At 70.1% G+C, this 18,117-nt stretch carries 15 protein-coding genes; 9 read left to right on the top strand and 6 right to left on the bottom strand.

Annotation, left to right across the window (positions count from 1 at the left end; all coding sequences use genetic code 11):
- Positions 1-2: 2 nt before the first annotated feature.
- A complete protein-coding gene (gene kdd, locus QHF89_RS29850) occupies positions 3-1,040 on the bottom strand; it encodes an L-erythro-3,5-diaminohexanoate dehydrogenase (RefSeq protein WP_136971127.1) in 1,038 nt (345 codons plus the stop codon).
- A 152-nt stretch (positions 1,041-1,192) separates the two neighbouring features.
- On the opposite strand from kdd, the gene QHF89_RS29845 reads away from it, so the two are divergent.
- Positions 1,193-2,125 carry a DUF4388 domain-containing protein gene (locus QHF89_RS29845; protein ID WP_136971096.1) on the top strand — a complete coding sequence of 311 codons (933 nt, stop codon included), beginning with the start codon at positions 1,193-1,195 and terminating at the stop codon, positions 2,123-2,125.
- On the opposite strand, the gene QHF89_RS29840 is transcribed toward QHF89_RS29845, so the two are convergent.
- Genes QHF89_RS29840 through rplC form a run of 3 tightly spaced genes read right to left on the bottom strand, consistent with a single transcriptional unit; the run spans position 2,107 to position 3,964 of the window.
- Positions 2,107-2,676 (bottom strand): gamma-glutamylcyclotransferase, encoded by a 570-nt coding sequence (locus QHF89_RS29840; RefSeq protein ID WP_284721095.1) that lies wholly within the window; start codon positions 2,674-2,676, stop codon positions 2,107-2,109. The genes QHF89_RS29845 and QHF89_RS29840 overlap by 19 nt on opposite strands.
- Complete coding sequence (locus QHF89_RS29835; RefSeq protein WP_136971094.1) at positions 2,673-3,284, bottom strand: SAM-dependent methyltransferase; 612 nt, start codon at positions 3,282-3,284, stop codon at positions 2,673-2,675. Before QHF89_RS29835 ends, QHF89_RS29840 begins: the two co-directional genes overlap by 4 nt.
- 14 nt (positions 3,285-3,298) lie before the next feature.
- On the bottom strand, positions 3,299-3,964 hold the full coding sequence (rplC, locus tag QHF89_RS29830) for a 50S ribosomal protein L3 (RefSeq protein WP_136971093.1): 666 nt from the start codon (positions 3,962-3,964) through the stop codon (positions 3,299-3,301).
- Positions 3,965-4,179: 215 nt separating this feature from the next.
- Here rplC and QHF89_RS29825 point away from each other — a divergent pair, with 215 nt between their 5' ends.
- The 4 genes from QHF89_RS29825 to QHF89_RS29810 all read left to right on the top strand — a co-directional run bounded on the left by QHF89_RS29825 (position 4,180) and on the right by QHF89_RS29810 (position 9,597).
- A complete protein-coding gene (locus tag QHF89_RS29825) occupies positions 4,180-6,549 on the top strand; it encodes a heavy metal translocating P-type ATPase (protein WP_136971092.1) in 2,370 nt (789 codons plus the stop codon).
- Positions 6,550-6,795: 246 nt separating this feature from the next.
- Positions 6,796-7,857 carry an IMP dehydrogenase gene (locus QHF89_RS29820; RefSeq protein WP_136971091.1) on the top strand — a complete coding sequence of 354 codons (1,062 nt, stop codon included), beginning with the start codon at positions 6,796-6,798 and terminating at the stop codon, positions 7,855-7,857.
- Positions 7,858-7,988: 131 nt separating this feature from the next.
- Complete coding sequence (locus tag QHF89_RS29815) at positions 7,989-8,318, top strand: SCP2 sterol-binding domain-containing protein (RefSeq protein ID WP_136933132.1); 330 nt, start codon at positions 7,989-7,991, stop codon at positions 8,316-8,318.
- Positions 8,319-8,424: 106 nt separating this feature from the next.
- Positions 8,425-9,597 (top strand): CaiB/BaiF CoA transferase family protein, encoded by a 1,173-nt coding sequence (locus QHF89_RS29810; protein WP_136971090.1) that lies wholly within the window; start codon positions 8,425-8,427, stop codon positions 9,595-9,597.
- 6 nt (positions 9,598-9,603) lie between these two features.
- Here QHF89_RS29810 and QHF89_RS29805 read toward each other — a convergent pair whose 3' ends face one another.
- Complete coding sequence (locus QHF89_RS29805) at positions 9,604-10,995, bottom strand: cyclic di-GMP-binding domain-containing protein, MshE-related (RefSeq protein WP_136971089.1); 1,392 nt, start codon at positions 10,993-10,995, stop codon at positions 9,604-9,606.
- 109 nt (positions 10,996-11,104) lie between these two features.
- Between QHF89_RS29805 and QHF89_RS29800 the strand changes: the two genes are divergently transcribed.
- Together QHF89_RS29800 and QHF89_RS29795 are read left to right on the top strand one after the other, a co-directional pair.
- Entirely contained in the window at positions 11,105-13,822 is a 2,718-nt protein-coding gene (locus tag QHF89_RS29800) for a protein kinase domain-containing protein (RefSeq protein ID WP_136933129.1), read from the top strand.
- Positions 13,819-14,892: a hypothetical protein gene (locus QHF89_RS29795; protein WP_284721093.1), complete on the top strand. Its 1,074-nt coding sequence runs from the start codon at positions 13,819-13,821 to the stop codon at positions 14,890-14,892. Before QHF89_RS29800 ends, QHF89_RS29795 begins: the two co-directional genes overlap by 4 nt.
- 28 nt (positions 14,893-14,920) lie before the next feature.
- Here the strand turns inward: QHF89_RS29795 and QHF89_RS29790 are convergent, their stop codons facing one another.
- Entirely contained in the window at positions 14,921-15,733 is an 813-nt protein-coding gene (locus tag QHF89_RS29790; RefSeq protein ID WP_136971088.1) for a uracil phosphoribosyltransferase, read from the bottom strand.
- Between the two features lie 151 nt (positions 15,734-15,884).
- Between QHF89_RS29790 and QHF89_RS29785 the strand changes: the two genes are divergently transcribed.
- On the top strand, positions 15,885-16,472 hold the full coding sequence (locus QHF89_RS29785) for an SMI1/KNR4 family protein (RefSeq protein ID WP_284721092.1): 588 nt from the start codon (positions 15,885-15,887) through the stop codon (positions 16,470-16,472).
- Positions 16,473-16,653: 181 nt separating this feature from the next.
- Positions 16,654-17,961, top strand: a complete 1,308-nt coding sequence (gene hisD / locus QHF89_RS29780; protein ID WP_136971087.1) for a histidinol dehydrogenase — start codon at positions 16,654-16,656, stop codon at positions 17,959-17,961.
- The last annotated feature ends 156 nt before the right edge of the window (positions 17,962-18,117 follow it).

The raw sequence follows: 18,117 nt of genomic DNA, 5'->3' as shown, positions 1-18,117 counted from the left end.
CGTCACGTGTAACGTCGTTGCATGAGCTCGTGGAGCGGGCGGCTCGCGCGCACGAGCGAGAGCGTGTGCTCGGCGTGGTCGTGGGCGTAGCCGTTGCCGATGAAGAGATCCACGTCGCGGCCGATCCCCTCGGCGCCGAGGGCGGCGGCCGTGAAGCTCGTGCTCATCGCGAAATAGTAGACCTTGCCGCGATCCCGGGCCGCGAGGATCGCCGCGAGTTCGACGCCGGGGACGTTCACGCACGAGAGCACGAGGTCCGCGCCGCGGCCCTCGGTCAAGGGCGAGACCGCGTCACGCACGGCGAGCGGATCACGCGCGTCGAGCGTCGCGACGTGGTCGCAGATCCCGAGCGCGCGCAGGTCGTCGGCGTACGTGGGAAAGGACTCGACGCCGATCACCTTGCCCTTCTCGCCCACGCGGCGGCGCGCCTCGGCCGCGCAGAGCAGGCCCGATTTGCCGCCCGCGCCGAGCACGACGACGGTGTCGCCGGGGCCGCAGAGGCGCGCGACCTGCGGGGCCGCGCCGGCCACGTCGAGCAAGGCGAGGACGAGCCGCTCGGGCATGTCCGTCGGGATGCGCGCGATCGGCGCCGTGAGGAAGACGGCGGCCTTGCCGACGACGTCGAGCTGCGCGGAGGCGGGTCGCACGGCGAGCACGCGATCGAGCCAGAGGGGCGTGAGCGAGAGCGAGACGAGCGTGGCGACGCGGTCGCCCGGGACGAAGCCGCGCGCCTTTGCGAGGTCACCGACGCGCTCGACGACGCCGAGCAGCATGCCGCCGGAGCCGGTGACCGGATTGTGCTGCTTGCCGCGACGCTTTACGGTCTCGAGGACGAGCGCCGCGACGCCGTCGGGATCTCCGCCGGAGGCTTCTTCCATCTGGCGGAAGCTCGCGGCGTCGACGTTGAGCGTCTGGACGTCGACGACGATTTCGGTCGCGTAGACCTTGGAAAAATCGTTGTCGAGCCGCTCGGCGGGCTGGGGAAGCGCACCTTTCGGCGCGATCACACGGTGGGTCCCGAGGGGGTCTCCGGCAGGCATCGTCACGAGCGCTCCCTTATCACGCCTTTCGCCGGGCGGAAGGCGGCGGGGGGATCCCGCGAGGAACGCTTGACCCTCACAGGTCGGAAACCCTAAAGTTTCAAGGACGAAGCGGGCGTATCCTGCGCCCTCCGCGAATCTTTCGGCCGAGCATGGAAAGCCAACTGCCCAAGGTGTCGCCGCCGCGGAGACTCGCGCTGCGCTTCATCTCCGGCAAATACCAGGGTGGAGAGTTCCTCCTGGAGGACAAGAAGGAGATCATCGTCGGGCGCTCGAGCGAGCTCGACATGGTCCTCGTGGAGGACATGGTCTCCCGCAAGCACGCGCGCATCGCGTGCGGCGATCCCATCACGATCGAGGACCTCGGCTCGACGAACGGCACCTTCGTCAACGGCGAGCGCATCAAGCGCGCGACGCTCAAGGAAGGGGATCGTGTCCTCATCGGCACGAACATCCTGAAGGTCGTCGTCGCCGAGGGGTCGTCGCCCGGGATCCGCCTTCCCAAGCGCAGCGAGCAGCCGCCCTCGGGCCGCTCGCCGACGCGCAGCATGTCCGGCGCGATCGACGAGATCCCGCTGCCCGATCTCTTGCAGCTCCTCGGTACGTCGAAGAAGACCGGGCTTCTCGTGATCCGCACCGACGACGAGGTCGGCAAGATCCACCTGCAGAAGGGCACGATCATCCACGCGTCGCTCGACGACAGCGCCGATCTGCCGCCGCTCAAGGCCGCGTACCGCATCCTCGCGTGGGGCAGCGGCACGTTCGACTTCGAGCCGCCCGACGAGGTCCTGCCGAAGGATCCGGTCGACGTGTCCGTGCAGGAGATCCTGATGGAAGGGCTCCGTCAGCTCGACGAGCTCAACGCGATCAAGCACAAGCTGCCCGGGAAAAACGCGCAGCTCTCGGTCGCGCTCCCGCTGAAGCCGCTCATCCGCGATCTCTCGCCGATGGAGCTCGACGTGCTCCAGGCCGTGTGGAACCACGCCGAGATGCACGTGGTCATGGACAAGAGCAGCGCGAGCGACCTCGACACGGGCCGCACGCTCCTCAAGCTGATCTCGTCGGGCTACGTGCGCGTCGAGTAAACGGGGCGGTTCGCGAGCGCGGCGCGCACCGCGTCGGCCAGCGAGGAGACGTGATCGTCCTCGAAGCCGAGCGTCACGAGTGTCTCCGAAAGGCGCAGGACGTACTCCACGTTCGTCCCGCTCGGCCCGCGCGCTTCGAGCACGTCGGCCACCATCGTCTCGAACGGCGCAGGCCCGAGGTGCCACGGATTTCCGGGGCGTGCGATCCAGGTGATTGCCTCGAACGATGCGATCCCGTCGTTCGCCGCGGCGCCGTGAAGCTCCGCGCGGACCGTGACGCGGTCGTATCCGCCCTGCTCGCGTTCATCGAGCGCGGCGAGGATCGCGTCCGCCTCCGCGGGCGCGAGCGCGTACACGAGGCCGCCCACGTGCGCGCCGGGCGCGGGGACGAGTGTCGCCACGCGGCCGAGCCTCTCCGGCGTGCCGCGATGATCGGGCGAGCCTTGTTCGAGTCGCCGCGACAAACCCGCGACGCGCGCGGCCTTCGCCTCGACGTAAGGAAAGCCGGGCCGCCAGAGCAGCGAGCCGTAGCCGAAGATCCACACGCTCACGGCGATGGTTGTTTCCGAGCGAGCCCAACGAGGAAGACCTCGGAGCTCACGCTGCGCGTGCCTTCGGGCCGGATCACGCGCACCTCGTCGTAGAGCGAGCGCAGCCTCTCACGCGCCTTCTGGAACTCTTCGCTCATGAAGAGCTTGCCGACGAAGGCGCTCCCCGGCGCGCCGAGCGCCTCGGCCACGGAGACCGCGCGATCAAAGAGCTCGTAGCTCCGCCACTGATCCGCGGCCTTGCTGCCCGTCGTCGCGGGCGCCATGTCGCTCAGCACCACGTCGTAGGGCGCGAAGAGCGCGAGGGCGTCGTTGGCGAGGGAGAGCGCGTCGCCTCGCACGACCGTGACGTTGGGGCCGAAGGCTTGCCGGATCTCCGAGAGATCCACGGCGAGCAGGTGCCCTTTGGATCCGATCTTCTGCGCGGCGTACATGGACCACGACCCGGGAGCGGCGCCCAAATCGAGCACCCGCTGCCCGGGTCGTAGGAGACGTACCCGGCGATCGATCTCCTCGAGCTTGAAGACACTCCGCGCCGGAAACCCTTGCGCCTTCGCCGCTTTGGTGAAGGTGTCGGGCTTCCGGTACGGGTTCTTGCCCTTCGCGCTCACGAGGAGAGGGCCGCTCAGGCCTTCTTGCCGCCGTTCTTCTTCTTCACGGCGCCACGAATGAGGACGATGCCCTCCTTCGAGCCCGGGACCGCGCCCTCGATGAGGACGAGGTCCTCCTCGGGGATGAGCTTCGCGATGCGCAGGTTGAGCGCGCTCACGGTCTCGGCGCCGTAGTGACCGGGCATCTTGAGGCCGGGCAGGGTGCGGCCGGGGGTCATGTTCGTACCGATCGAGCCGCCGTGCCGGCGATACTCGTGCGTACCGTGCGTCTGGACGGCGCCGGCGAAGTTCCAGCGGCGGACGACGCCGGTGAAGCCGCGGCCGCGCGACGTGCCCTGCGCGTCGACCTTCTGGCCGACCTCGAACACCTGATCGACGCCGATCTTCTGACCGACCTCGAACTTCGCCGCGTCCTCGGCCGACACGCGCAGCTCGCGCACGATGCGCTTAGGCGTCTGCTGCGTCTTGCGGTAGGAGCCGAGCAAGGGCTTCTTCGTGTGCTTCTCTTTGCGCTCGCCGAGGCCGACGATGAGGGCGCTGTAGCCGTCCTTCTCGATCGTCCGCTTGCCGATCACGATGCCGCCCGCCTGCACCACGGTGCAGCGGAGGACCTCGCCCTTTTCGTTGAAGATCTGGGTCATCCCGACCTTCTTGCCGAGGATGCCAAGGTTCTTGTTCATTTCGATGGCCTCTATCGCGCTTCTACTGGGGTTCGTTTGGCTGTGTTCGCGGCTGCCCGCGAGCCCCTCGTCGCATCTTTTGCCTGCTTGGCGAAGGCCGGTTCGAAGCGCAGAAACCGGGGTGAACGAGCACCAGGCGAGTCGGGGGGCGGGGAGTTTACCCAGGAAGATCCAAAGGGAAAGGTTTTTTGTTTGCAAACCCCGCCGGGGAGAACATGGAGCACCGGGTGAACGAGCAAGCACCGGCCAAGGTGAAGGATCCGGTGTGCGGAATGATGGTGACGCCCGGGGCGGCCAAGGGCGGCCAGCACGAGCACGCAGGCACGACGTACTGGTTTTGTAACCCGCGGTGCCGGGAGAGGTTCGCGGCGGACCCGGAGAAATACCTCGCGCCGAAGGTCGAGGCGCCTCCGGCGCCCGCGGCGAAGGTCACGGAAGCGGCCCCGGCGCCGGTCGCCGGGCTCCCCGTGGCCACGATCTACACCTGCCCGATGGATCCCGAGGTCCGGCAGGACAAACCAGGATCCTGCCCGATTTGCGGCATGGCGCTCGAACCGATGGCGATCCTGACCGCCGAGGAGCCGCCGAACCCCGAGCTCGAGAGCATGACGCGGCGCCTCTGGATCTCGGCCGCGCTCTCGCTGCCGCTGCTCGTGCTCGTGATGGCGCCGATGCTGATGCCGGGGTGGCGGTGGGCGCACGTGCTGCCGCAGCAACGGTGGATCGAGCTCGCGCTCGCGACGCCCGTGGTCCTGTGGGGAGGGTGGCCGTTCTTCGAGCGCGGCTTTACGTCGCTCGTGACCCGGCGCTTCAACATGTTCACGTTGATCGCGATCGGGACGGGGACGGCCTACGTCTACAGCGTCGCGGCCACGATCGCGCCTTCGATGTTCCCCGCGTCGTTCCGCGTGCATGGCGGCGTGGTGCCCGTTTACTTCGAGGCCGCGGCGGTGATCGTGACGCTCGTCCTCGTCGGTCAGGTGCTCGAGCTCCGCGCGCGGAGCCGCACTTCGGGCGCGATCCGCGCGCTGCTCGGGCTCGCGCCGAAGACCGCGCGGCGGCTGCGGGACGGCGTCGAGGAGGACCTGCCGATCGAGAGCGTCGCCGTGGGGGATCGGCTCCGCGTGCGGCCGGGCGAGCGTGTTCCTGTCGACGGCGCCGTGCTCGAAGGCCGGAGCTCCGTGGATGAGTCGATGGTCACGGGTGAGCCGATCCCGGTGGAGAAAGACGTCGGCGATCGCGTGACGGGCGGGACCGTGAACGGCGCAGGCGGCTTCGTGATGCGTGCCGAGCGCGTGGGGCAGGGGACGCTGCTCGCGCAGATCGTGCGGATGGTCGGCGAGGCGCAGCGCACGCGCGCGCCGATCCAGCGTCTCGCCGACGTCGTGAGCGCGTGGTTCGTCCCGGCCGTCGTGCTCACGGCCGTGCTCACGTTCGTGGTGTGGGCGCTCGTCGGCCCGGAGCCGCGCCTCGCGTACGCGCTGCTCAACGCGGTCGCGGTGCTCATCATCGCTTGCCCCTGCGCGCTCGGCCTCGCGACGCCGATGTCGATCATGGTGGGCACGGGGCGTGGCGCGTCGGCGGGCGTGCTCGTCAAGAACGCAGAGGCGCTCGAAGCGCTGGAGCGCGTGGACACGCTCGTCGTGGACAAGACGGGCACGCTCACCGAGGGCAAACCCGCCGTGGCCTCGATCGTGCCGCTCGACGGCGCGGACGAAAGGGCCGTGCTCCGCGTCGCGGCGAGCCTCGAGCGTGGCAGCGAGCACCCGCTCGCCTCGGCGATCCTCGCGGCCGCGAAGAAACGAGGCGTCGCGCTCGCCGCCGTCACGAGCTTCCGATCCCTCACGGGCCGCGGCGTGACGGGCGTCGTCGAGGGCGAGCCGGCCGCGCTCGGAAATGCCCGCCTGCTCGAAGAGCTCTCGATCGAGAGCGCCGAGGCCCTCTCGCGCGCCGAGGCGCTCCGCGCACGTGGACAAACCGTGGTGTTCGTCGCGCGCGGCGGGCGAGTCCTTGGCCTCGTGGGCGTGGCCGATCCGATCAAGAGCTCGGCCAAAGAGGCGCTCTCTGCGCTGCGTGAAGAGGGCCTCTCGATCGTCATGCTCACGGGCGACAGCCGCACGACGGCCGAGGCCGTTGCGCGTGAGCTCGGCATCCCCGAGATCGAAGCCGAGGTCCTGCCCGATCAAAAGAGCGCTGTCGTCGAGCGCCTCACGAAGAGCGGCAAGGTCGTGGCCATGGCCGGCGACGGCGTCAACGACGCGCCGGCCCTCGCGCGCGCCGCCGTGGGCATCGCGATGGGCACGGGCACCGACGTCGCGATGGAGAGCGCAGGCATCACGCTCGTGCGCGGCGATCTGCGCGGCATCGTGCGGGCGCGGCGCCTCTCGCGGGCGACGATGCGGAACATCCGCGAGAACCTCTTCTTCGCCTTCGTCTACAACGGCCTCGGCGTCCCGCTCGCGGCCGGCGTGCTCTATCCGTTCTTCGGCCTCCTCTTGAGCCCGATGATCGCGAGCGCCGCCATGAGCCTGAGCAGCGTCTCGGTCATCACGAACGCGCTCCGTTTGCGCGCCGCGCGGCTCTGACGCAAAGCGTCGGTCGCTCGGTTTCCACGGCGGAAGGCCCGAAGCGGTCCGAGCCGGGAAAGCCCCCTCCGTCCTGGAAAGAGTGCGAGCTTGCATCGAGGGTTGCGCTGCGCGAACCCCCCTCCCGTACGGCAACCAGGGTGCTACGCTCTGCGAGGGGCGACGCGCCTGCCGCCGGGAGGTTCGATGGCAAGCGAGCGCAATCGCAACGGAGCCGCGAGCCCGAGGGATACGACGAGGACGCGCGTGTCCCCGCGGGAGGGCGCGCCACGCACACGCGGCATGCCCGCGGCGCACCTCGCGGACGGATGGACGGGCGGACCTGGAAAAGGCGCGCGTCTGTTCTCGGCGGTCACCCCGGGCGCAGGCGCGACGAAGGCTGCCTCCCGGGACGGAGCCTTGCCGCTCGTGCTCGTCGCGCTCGTCGTGCTCGCGGTCGTGCAGAACGTCGTCGTCCGCGTGGCCGTGCCGCTCGTGCTGGTGACGGCGGCGATCGTGCTTTTCGTGCGCGGATCGCGGCGGCGTTCGAGCGACAAGGCCGCGCCCCGCGGCATCTGCGTCGACGGACACGGGCTCTTCTTTCAGCCGGAGAGCGGGCCACCGCAGAACGTCGTGCCCCTCGGCGAGCCCTTCGGCATGACGCTCGTGACCAGCGCCAAGCGGGATCGGATGGTCGCCGTGTGGAGCTCGCCGGAAGGCCTCTTTTACGTCGGATCGACGTTCGAAGGCACGGCGCGCCGCGCGCTCGGAGGGCTCTTCGATCGCGCGTTCACCGCAGTTGGCGACGACGCCGCGCTCGAAGCCCTCGGCCCCGACGGCGCGCCGCTCGAGCTCTTGCCCTCCGACTTCGCGGCGCTCGTGTTTGCCGTCGAAGAGCTCGATCCCTCGTGTATCGAGCGCCTCGTCCTCTCGGATGCGCGGGGCGCGCCGCTCACGCTCGACGGTCGGGAACTCGTGGTGGGTGAGCGTCGCTTCGACCTCAACGCGCCCCTCGAATGGCGCCCCTTCGTCTTCCAGGAGGCCTTCGGCCAGGCCGTCGCCGTGTACCAGGGCACGTCGATTCGGCAGGGCGGGAGCGAGGCCGTGCTCGTGGCGCTGTTGCCCTCGATCCTGCCTTACGAGTTCGGCGAGGAGAGCGATCTCGATCGCAGCCTCCTGCGGGATTTGCGCTTGATGCAGGCCCCGCCCGAGGAGCCGCCGCCCCGCGACGCGCGGGTCGCCATCGATCGGCTCTTCGTCTTGCCCGTGCGCTCCGCGCTCGACAGGGCGCCACGCGCCTCGCAGCAGCCGTCTCGGGCGCGCGCGTAGTCGAAGCGCAATTTTGCCGCCGAACCATTGTCCTCGCCGCCGCTTGACGCGGCCCGTCGCTCGCGGCTACACCCGGCCGACGCTAGGAACGCGCCGACGATGACGTCGGCGCATCGCTGCCCGGAGGCACCATGGCCGTCGACATCCAGAAGCTCTTCAACGAAGAAGTCCCCGAGAAGATCGCCAAGAACCCCGCGGGGGCAAAGGCGATTGGCGGCAAGTACCAGTTCATCGTCAGCGGCGACGGCGGCGGCGAATGGTTCTTCGACCTCACGGCCCCGAAGGCCGAGGCGGGGAACCCCGGCGGCGCCGACGTCACGATCAAGATCGCGGCGGCCGACTTCCCCAAGCTCATGGAGAACCCGCAGGCGAACGGCATGCAGCTCTACTTCGCCGGCAAGCTGAAGTTCGAGGGCAACCAGATGCTCGCGATGAAGCTGAACAAGCTCTTCGAGCTCTGATCGATCCCGATCCCGAAAAAAGGCCGGCGCGTGCTCGGATTCGTCCGAGGGCCGCCGGCCTTCGTTCATCCGCCGTCATTTCTTTTTGCATACAAAGGAAACGCGCATGCGCCCCCTCGTCGGCAAACGGATCCTGGACCTCTCGCGGCTCTTGCCCGGCCCCTTCGCGACGCTCGTGCTCGCCGATCTCGGCGCCACCGTCGACAAGATCGAGGACCTCGCCGGCGGCGACTACCTCCGGCACATGCCGCCCGCGGTCGCCGGAGAGTCCGCGGCGTTCCAGCTCTTGAACCGCGGAAAGCGCAGCGCCCTGCTCGACCTGAAGCGGCCCGAGGGGCGCGCGGCGTTCGAGCGGCTCGTCGGCTCGTACGACGTGCTCTTCGAGCAGTTCCGCCCCGGCGTCCTCGATCGCCTCGGCCTCGGGCATGACGTGCTGCGCCGAAAATTCCCGAAGCTCGTCATCTGCGCGCTCACGGGCTACGGCCAAGAGGGGCCGCTCAAGCACCGCGCGGGCCACGACATCGACTACCTCGCGCGCGGCGGTCTGCTCGGCTCGCAAGGCCCCGAGGACGGCCCGCCGCAGCCGCCCGGCTTTCAGCTCGCCGACGTGAGCGGAGGCATGTGGTCGGTCATCGCGATCCTCGCCGCGCTCGCCGAGCGGGATCGAACGGGCGAGGGGCGCGTGCTCGACATCTCGATGACCGACGGCATCCTCGGCTTCGCCACGGCCACGCTCGGCGCCGCGCTCGCGGGCGAGACACGCCCGCGTGGCGGCGACACGCTCGTCGGCGGCATCGCGCCCTACGGCACGTACGTCTCGAAGGACAGCCACCCCTTCGCGCTCGGCGCGCTGGAGCCGAAGTTCTGGATCTCGTTCTGCACCGCGGCCGGGATCGAGCCGCGCATGGAGGCGCTCCTGCCGGGGCCGCACCAGGCCGAGATCAAGGCGACGGTGCGCGACGCCTTCGCCCAGAAGACGCGCGACGAGTGGATCGCGATCGGGGCGAGCCACGACTGCTGCCTCGAACCGGTGGTGCTTCCGAACGAGCTCCGCGACGATCCGCTCATGAAGGCACGCGAGCTCTTCTTCGACATCCCGAGCCCGCGCGGAGACATCCCGCAGGTCCGGCTGCCCGTCACGCCGCGCGACGTCGCCTTCGCACCGCCCCCGCGCTCAGGCGAGCACACGCGCGTGATCTTCCGCGAGGCCGGCTTCTCCGATGCGGAGATCGACGACCTCGTCCGCGCCGGCGTCCTCCGGCAGGGCGAGAGCGGCTAGCTCCGATCAGATCTTCTTGAGCTCGTCGACGAACTCCCAGTCGGCGACGAGCCCCTTGCGCAAGAGCACCGACAGGAGCGCGGCCGCGATGGCCTCCCAGCGCAGGTTTGGTCCCAGGATCTCCTTCGCGTCCGCGCCGTGACAGACCGCGCGCAGCGCCGCCACGAGATCACGCGCCGTGAGCCCGGCGCGGTCGTCCTCGGCCCCCAGCGTCGACGGCGGAAGCTCTTCCTCCGGCGGCCCGCCGGTCGGCTGCGCGAGCGTCGGCACGCGTTGCTTCTGCTTGCGCGGCGCGGGCAGTGAGATCGTCGTGCCGTCGAGCAGCGTGAGCGCGATCATGCGCGGCGCGCGGCCCCGCGGCTCCGGGATCGTGTCCACGGGCTGCGAACTCGGCGGCAGGGCGCCCTCGTCCAGCGTCGGCGGCTGCGGATCGTCCGTGATTTCGAGCACCCGACGCAGCCGCTCCGACGGCGGCGGCAACGGCCGCGCCTCCACGATCGACACGCGCGTCTTCGCGGCGACCTCTTCGAGCTGCGGTGACTGCGCGCCCGGATCCGGCAGCGTCGGCGGCGGCGGCACGTCGGGGGCCGAGGGCATCTTGCCCCGCGCGGGAGCGGGCGCGAGCGCCTCGGCGAGCGCGACGGCGTCCTGCGTGGTCGGCGGCGGTGGTGTCTTCGGCGCGCTGCGCGCCGCGATCGGCTGCGGCTTCGGCGGAGACTGCTCGGGATCCGATCCTGGGAGCTCCAACGAACTCACCGTGATCTCCGCGACCTCGACCGCCGGTCCTTCCACCGGCACCACGAACGGCGCGGCGGGCGTCTCCGCGATGGCGAGGCTCGTCTCCGGCGCGGCCTCGGGCCTCGTGCCGTCGGGCGTCGTGTCGCGCTCGGCGAGCGGCGGGGGCTCGTTGGACGGCAGGTGCGCGGGCGGCTGGGCGGACGCGCTGACCTGCACGTCGTAGTAGACGCGGATCGCGTTCCGGATGTCGCTCGGCGGCGCGATCATCGCCTTCACCGGCAGCCCCGAGTGCTCGCCGCACGCGCGCAGGCCTTCCTCGTTCGAGGGATCGTCCATCGCGACGTAGAGCGTCTGGCCCTGCCCGCGGACGTGGCGGACGTAGATCGGCACCACGCAGAAGCGCTCGGCCACGTGGTGCGGCACGAGGTTCAAGAGCTGCCGCGAGAACTCGATGTGCAGCAGCGAGACCCAAGGAACGCTCAGTTGATGCGAGAGGATCTGTGTGAGCTGGGTCTCGTTGATGTAACCTCGCTCCACCAGCAACGTGCCGAGGCGTCGCCCGTCGGTTTTCTGGAGCGCGAGGACCTCGTCGAGGTCTTGCTGCGAGAGCAGCCCTGCATCGACGAGGAGCTGACCGAGACGGAGGCGCGGCGTTGGCATCGGCCCGCAGGTTATCCTATCGCAGCGCGGACCTACCAGTTGTTGGGGGGCCGCGTTCGCTTGACAGAACCGGCCCAATCTCGGCCCCGACCGTGGTACCTTGCGGCGCGTGTCGGATGTCCTTTGCCCTCAGTGCGCCACCGCGTGCGATCCGGCACACCGCTTTTGCCACGTGTGTGGCTTTCCGATTTCGGAGCTGCAGACACGCGCCGACGATCCGCTGCTCGGGACGACGTTGCCCGGCGGCTACGTCATCCTCGAGCTCATCGGCGTGGGGGGCATGGGCCGGGTCTATCGCGCCGAGCAGAAGGCGCTCGGCCGCACGGTCGCCGTCAAGATCATCCACCCGCACCTGCTCGGCGACGAGAGCGCGTCGGTCCGTTTCATCACGGAGGCGCGCGCGGCGAGCCGGCTGAATCACCCGAACATCGTCAGCGTCTTCGACTTCGGGAAGAGCGGAAACCAGCTCTACCTCGTGATGGAGTTCCTGCGCGGCCGTGATCTCGCGCGGGTCGATTACGAAGAGGGGCCGCTCCCGTTCCGTCGCATCGTCGAGATCATGTGCCAGGTGCTCGCGGGGCTCGCGGAAGCGCACCACCTCGGGATCATCCACCGCGACCTGAAGCCCGAGAACGTGGTGCTCGAGCCGATGCGCACGGGCGGCGACTTCGTGAAGGTCGTCGACTTCGGCCTCGCCAAGATGCGCGAGGTGCCGAGCACGCACATCACGAGCCCCGGCATCGTCTGCGGCACCCCCGACTACATGTCGCCCGAGCAGGGACGCGGGGATCCGATCGACGGCCGCAGCGACCTCTACACGTGCGGCGTGCTGCTCTTCCAGCTCCTCACGGGCCGGCTGCCGTTCGAGTCCGAGTCGCCGACGCAGGTCGTGCTGATGCACCTCACGGTGCCCCCGCCGAACCCGCTCGACGTCGCGCCGGCGCGTAACATCCCGCTGGCGCTCGTCGACGTGACGCTCCGCGCGATGGAGAAGGAAGTTAGCCGCCGCTACCAGACGGCCGACGAGTTCACGATCGCGCTCCGCTCCGCCGCGGTGATGCTCGATCGCGGAGCGCCGCCGCCCTCGGTCGACGAGCCCGGCGTGGCCTGCGGTTCGTGCGGTACGATCGCGCCGCGCAACCAGAAGTTCTGCGGCGAGTGCGGCGCGCGGATCTCGCGGGAGGCACCCCTGAGCCAACCCCGGCGCATCGCTCCCGTCTCTGCGGGGCCGCCGCCGCGCGTGCGCCTGTCGAGCCTACCCGAGCTGCCGCTGCCGTTCGTCGGGCGCGAGCGGGATCTCGAGTGGCTCGACAGCTTCCGCTTCGACGTCGATCGCACGCTCGCGACGGCGCGCATCGTCGGCGAAGGCGGCACGGGCAAGACGCGCCTGCTCCAGGAGTTCATCCACCTCGCCTCCGTGGCCGGCGACTTCGTCGTGCTCACGCGCCCCGATCCGTGGGGCGCTGACGTCGGTTATTACGTGCTGCGCGAGTCGATCGTGGCGCTCGCGTCGCTGCCGCCCGGCGGCGGAGAGCCCCACGAGTGGCGCGGCGCGACCCCCGAGGCGCGCGCCGGCCTCATGGCCATCTTCGGCAAGCAGGACCGCACCGCGCCGCAGCCGAGCGTGAACATGTGGTCGAAGCCCCCGGCGGGGATCGTGTTGCCGGACGATCGGCGCTTCACCGCGGCCGAGGCCCTCCGCTGGGCCATCATGCGCGCGCACGAGAGCAACGAGGGGCGCCTCGTCCTGCTCGCGATCGACGACCTGCACGCCGTCGACGGCGCCAGCCGCAACGCCTTCGCCGACGTCGTCGTCGAGCCGCCGATCCACCCGCTGCTCGTCGTCTCGACGCACCTGCCCGGCTTCGATCCGGGCTGGGCCGGCGCCACGCGTGTGCTCGAAGGTCTCCCGCTCGACCTCGTCTCGCAGATGGTGAGCCAGCCGCTCGCCGCGACCCTCGGCCAGGGCGGCGGGCGATCCATCTCGCCGCTCTACCTCGATCAAGTCCTGCGCTTCTCCTCCGAAGGCGGAACGAACCCGCCCGCGCGCCTCGGCGACCTCGTGGCCCAGCGCATCGAGCGCCTCCCGCCCGAGGCGCGCCGCGTCCTCCAGGCCGTCTCCGTCCTCGGCGACGACGCGCAGATGGAGGACATCGAGCGGCTCCTGCCCTCGGATCGCAACACCGGCACGCTGCTCGCCGTCCTCCGCGCTTCGGGCACGATCGAGCAGGAGCTCGGCGGCTTCCGCGCGGCGCACCCGCTCCTGCGCGAGATCGCTCTCGCCACGACGCCCGTCGCCGTCCGTCGTGACCTTCACGCGCGCGCGCTCGAAGGTCGTGACGGCGAGCCGCTCCCGCTCCCGCTCGAGGTCCGCGCGCTCCACGCCTATCACGCGCAGGACACGTTCGAGGCGCTCATGCTCCTCGAGCAGGTCGCCGATCGCGCCGGCGAGCGCGGCGATCGCGCGGGCGCCATCCTCGCGCTCCGCCGTGGCCTCGACCTCGCGCGCCGCGAGCTCTTCCGCGGCGAGCTCGACGAGCCCGAGAAGGCTGTGATCATCTTCAGCCGCAAGCTCGGCGAGGCGCTAGCTCGCGCCTCCGCGCTCACCGACGCCGACGGTGTCCTGCGCGAGGCCCTCGATCTCGCTGCAGGAGGCATCGAGCGCGCGCGCCTGCTCGCGGCGCTCGCCTTCGTCGCGCACGAGCGGGGCCGCGCGAAGGAGGCGCTCACCTTCCAGCACCAGGCGCTCGACCTCGCGCGGTCCTACGGGTCGAGTGATCTCATGGCCTCCCTCGAGCGCATGCGCGCCGACTGGAACGCGGGGTGAACGAGCGACGCGTGGTCCCCGAGGGCCCCGCGCCCGGAAGCTCCGCCCCGCGCGGCGCGTCTCTTCCCTTCGTCGCGCGCTGGGACCTCGACAAGACCTACCTGCGCACGGACTTCGACACGGTGCGCGATCTCGTCCGCACCGCGATCGAGCGGCCCGATCAGAAGCGCACCGTCCCCGGCGCGGCGGCGCTGCTCCGCGAGCTCGGCCGCGCGGGCGTGGAGATCCACATCCTCTCCGGCAGCCCCGAGCAGCTCCGCTCGCGCATCGAGCAGAAGCTCCGCCTCGACGGCGCGCGCTGGGCTTCGCTCACGCTCAAGCCGAACCTGCAAAACATCCTGCGCCTGCGCTTCCGCGCGCTGCGTGGCCAGCTCGGCTACAAGCTGCCTGCGCTCCTTCGTCGTCGTTGCGAGCTCGGCTCCGTGCGCGATGCCAACGGCGAGCTCGTGCGCGAGGTCTTGCTCGGCGATGACGCCGAGGCCGACGCCTTCGTCTACTCAATCTACGCCGACGTGTGCGAAGGCAAGGTCAAGCCCGACGAGCTCGTCGACATCATGCGCGCGGGCGGCGCGTACGAGGACACGATCCTCGACGCGGTCCGCTTCGCCGGGTACGTCGAGAAGGGCCCCGTCGTCGAGCGCATCTTGATCCACCTCGATCGGCAGTCGTCCCCCTCGGACTTCCGCCTCTACGGCCCGCGCGTCGTCCCGTTCTACAACTACCTGCAGGCGGCCTTCGTCCTGCACGAGGACGGCCGTATCCCGGATCGCGCCGTCTTGCGCGTCGCCCAAGACCTCGTCGCGTCTCACAACTTCGACGGCGCAGCGCTCGGCCGGAGCTACCTCGATCTCTCGCGCCGCGGCCACGTCTCGGGGCGCGGCATCCCGGCGATCGCCGAAGCGTACCGCGAGCTCACGCAGGGCCGCGCTGCGTCCGCGAGCGAGCTCGGCGCCATGGTGCAGAGCCTCGAGCACATGCTCCCCGACCTGCGTCCGCCTGTCTCACGCGCGGAGAAGGCGCTCGACTATCGCGCGATGGTCGCCGCGCACAACCCGAGGACGCGACGTTAGATCGCGCCCTCGGTCACGCGCTCCAGCTTCAAACCCAGGCGTTGTTCAGGATTTCGCCCACGCCGCCTGCGCCGGGGACGATGTACTGCACCTCGTTGAGCCCGCGCTCTTCCTCGTGGGCACCGGGCTCCGATCGCAGCACCGCCGGCGGCGACAGCCCTCGATCGAGCCGGTAGGCGTACACCACGAGATCCGGGTGCGCCGCGTGCACGCGCCGGATGTACTCGGGCGTCACGATCAGGTGCATCGCGATGAGCTTCGCCGGCGTCCCTTCCAGCGAGTTCTTGTAATACGAGACCGCGCTGACCATCGACGAGCCCGTCGCGCCCATCGGATCGGGGAACAGCACGTACCGCTCGCCCACGTCACGGCCGATTTTCGCGTCGTGCCACGTCGCGCCGATGACCTCGCCCTGGGCGTTCGTTTGCCGGCTCATGAACAGGTGATCTTGCCGTACGAGGTTCGGGTCGAGCACCTCGTTCATCAGGTCGAAGACCACCTGCGAGGGCATCGTCCCGGCTCGCGCGATGCCCACGGTCACGGCCTTGGCGGTCCTGGAGAGCGCGGTGCCTCGGTAGACGGCCTCGGGGTGGGAGACGGCCATGCGGGTAGGGACGTCCACGCGGGCGCGGGGGAACTCCGTCGCCAGCACGATGCGGGCGAGCCCTTCGTAGAGCATGCGGACCAGGCGTCCCATGTCCGGCTGGCCCGTGTCCGGCGAGCATGCTCGGGTCAAAAGGGTCCAGGCGAACGGGTCGTCGATCAGATGGACCCCGGGCCCGTAGCGGTGGGGGATCTCGGCGGCCCGGTACCGGCTCTCGGCGTAGGCGGTGTCGACCATTATTTTTCTGTTACACTACCTGGCCCCGTGCGGGGTATTCCTACGCGCGCCGGTGGTCCCGGCGGAAGGGTTCGGCACGGAGGACGTGGCTGGAAGTCTCTTTCCAGGCGTTCGGACGTGTGCGACACCCGCGAGACGGAGGATAGGTTCGGTGGACAGCGACCTGGCCGAATCGGTTGCGGCGCTCAAAGACATCTTCGCCAAGCGGGGAATCCCGGTGCGCTTCGGCAAGGCGGAGCCGGCGGTGATCGATGAGCTACGCAAGACGTTCCGGATCCCTGCGCGGTATCGCGCCTTCGTCACGGCCGCCGATCCGGCGGACGTCGAGACCGTGACTCCCGTCGAGCGCGTGCGGCTCTTCCCGTCGCACAAGCTCGCGGATGAGCAGACGCTCGGGGGCAAGCCCGCGGCCGAGATCCCAAACTGGCGCAAGAACTGGGTCGTCATCGGCCGCAGCGCGCTGCTCGGTGATCCCTACTTCCTCGACACGAGCAAGCTCGACGCCGAGGGTGACTGCCCCATCTTCACGTGCATGCTCGGCACCGACACGATCAAGCCCGTGCTCTGCGCGTCGAGCTTCCAGCAGTTCTTGCGGATCCTCGCGACGAGCATGGAGGTCGCGACCGGCTTCGGCAGCGGCGTGCTCGACGACGAGGACGAGGCGATCTTCCGCGAGGCGCTCGCGCCAAAGATCAAGACGATCGACTCGGCGGCGCTGCGCGCGGGTCACTGGACGTAGAACATCACGCAGGACGTTGTCCTGGGTGCCCACGAGGGGTCGTTCTTCCGGGAACGTCCCCTCCGTCCGGTGAAAAAGCCGCGGGCGTAGGCCCCGATCGGGCCTATGTGCCGAAAAAGGAACGTGGTACGGCACGAGCTTCCGCTGCGATGCCTTTGCGTCGCAGCGCGCCCGCTGTCGCATGATTCCGATTCACATCGACGGAACCGAGACGTTCGCTGCGAGCCTCGGCCGCCTCGTGGCGCGGGGCGCCGACGATCTCGGCGCCGTCGAGCAAGACGTCCGCGCGATCGTGTCGGCTGTCCGCGCGGAGGGCGACGAAGCGGTCTTCCGCTACGTCGAGCGCTTCGAACGTCGCCGCCCCGATCCCCTCGTGATCCGTGCGTTCGACGGCGCCGCCGCGCTCGCGCGCCTCGATCCGGATCTCCGCGCCGCGCTCGAGCTCGCGGCCGATCGGATCCGCCGCTACCACGAGCACCAGTGCGAGACCGGCTTCCGGTACGAGGAGGATGGCGTCGTGCTCGGCATGCGCGTGCGTCCGCTCGCGCGCGTCGGCGTGTATGCGCCCGGCGGCAAGGCTCGGTATCCGTCGAGCGTGCTCATGTCGGCGATCCCCGCGCGTGTGGCTGGCGTGCGTGACATCGTCCTCGCCACGCCCGCACCTGACGATCGCCTCCTCGCGGCGGCGCATCTCGCGGGCGTCACGAGCATCCTCGACGCGGGCGGCGCGCAGGCCATCGCTGCGCTCGCGTACGGCACGGCGAGCTTGCCGCGCGTCGACAAGATCGTTGGACCTGGAAACATCTACGTCGCTTGCGCGAAGAAGCTCGTCTACGGCGACGTCGACATCGACGGCATCGCGGGGCCGAGCGAGATCGTCGCGCTCGCCGACGACACGGCCGATCCTTCCATCGTCGCCGCCGATCTCCTCTCGCAGGCCGAGCACGACGAGGCTGCGTGGTGTGTCCTCGTCACGACGTCCCGCGCGCTCGCGGAGGCCGTCGTCGCCGAGCTCGGGCCTCAGCTCGCGGCCCTCTCGCGCGACTCCATCGCGGGCGAAGCGATGCGCACGCGTGGCGTCGCGCTCGTCGTCCCGACCCTCGCGCGCCTCGCGGAGATCGCCTCGCTCGTCGCGGGCGAGCACGTCGCGTATCACGTCGCCGATCCCGAGGCGCTCTTCGACGCCGTCGAGGGCGGAGGCGCGGCGCTGCTCGGCGGCATGACGCCCGTCGCGGCGGGCGACTACCTCGCGGGCCCCTCGCACGTCCTTCCGACGGGCGGGGCTGCGCGTTTCGGATCTCCGCTCGGCGTCTACGACTTCGTCGTGCGGGCGAGCATCATTCAGTACGCGACGCCCGCGCTGCTCCGTCATGGGCCCCACATCGCGAACTTCGCGCGTGCCGAGGGCCTCGATGCGCATGCGCGTGCGGTCGAGTTGCGGATGTCGCGTCACACGCGCCTCGGGGGGCGGGGGGAGGGCGAGAGTTAGCGATCGTCGTGTCAGAGCTTTAACGGGGATCCGGGCGCGGCCCCGTGCTTCAACAAGCAAGTGCTTGAAAACGTCCGGAAATTCGTTGTGGCATCAAACGTGCTTTCAGTCCCGCAGACCGGGTACGTACCCGCTCGCGTGGGCTTCTGCGGGCTT

The organism is Polyangium sorediatum (assembly GCF_029946465.1).
Lineage (GTDB): Bacteria > Myxococcota_A > Polyangia > Polyangiales > Polyangiaceae > Polyangium > Polyangium fumosum.
This window is presented reverse-complemented; position numbering and strand designations above follow the sequence as displayed.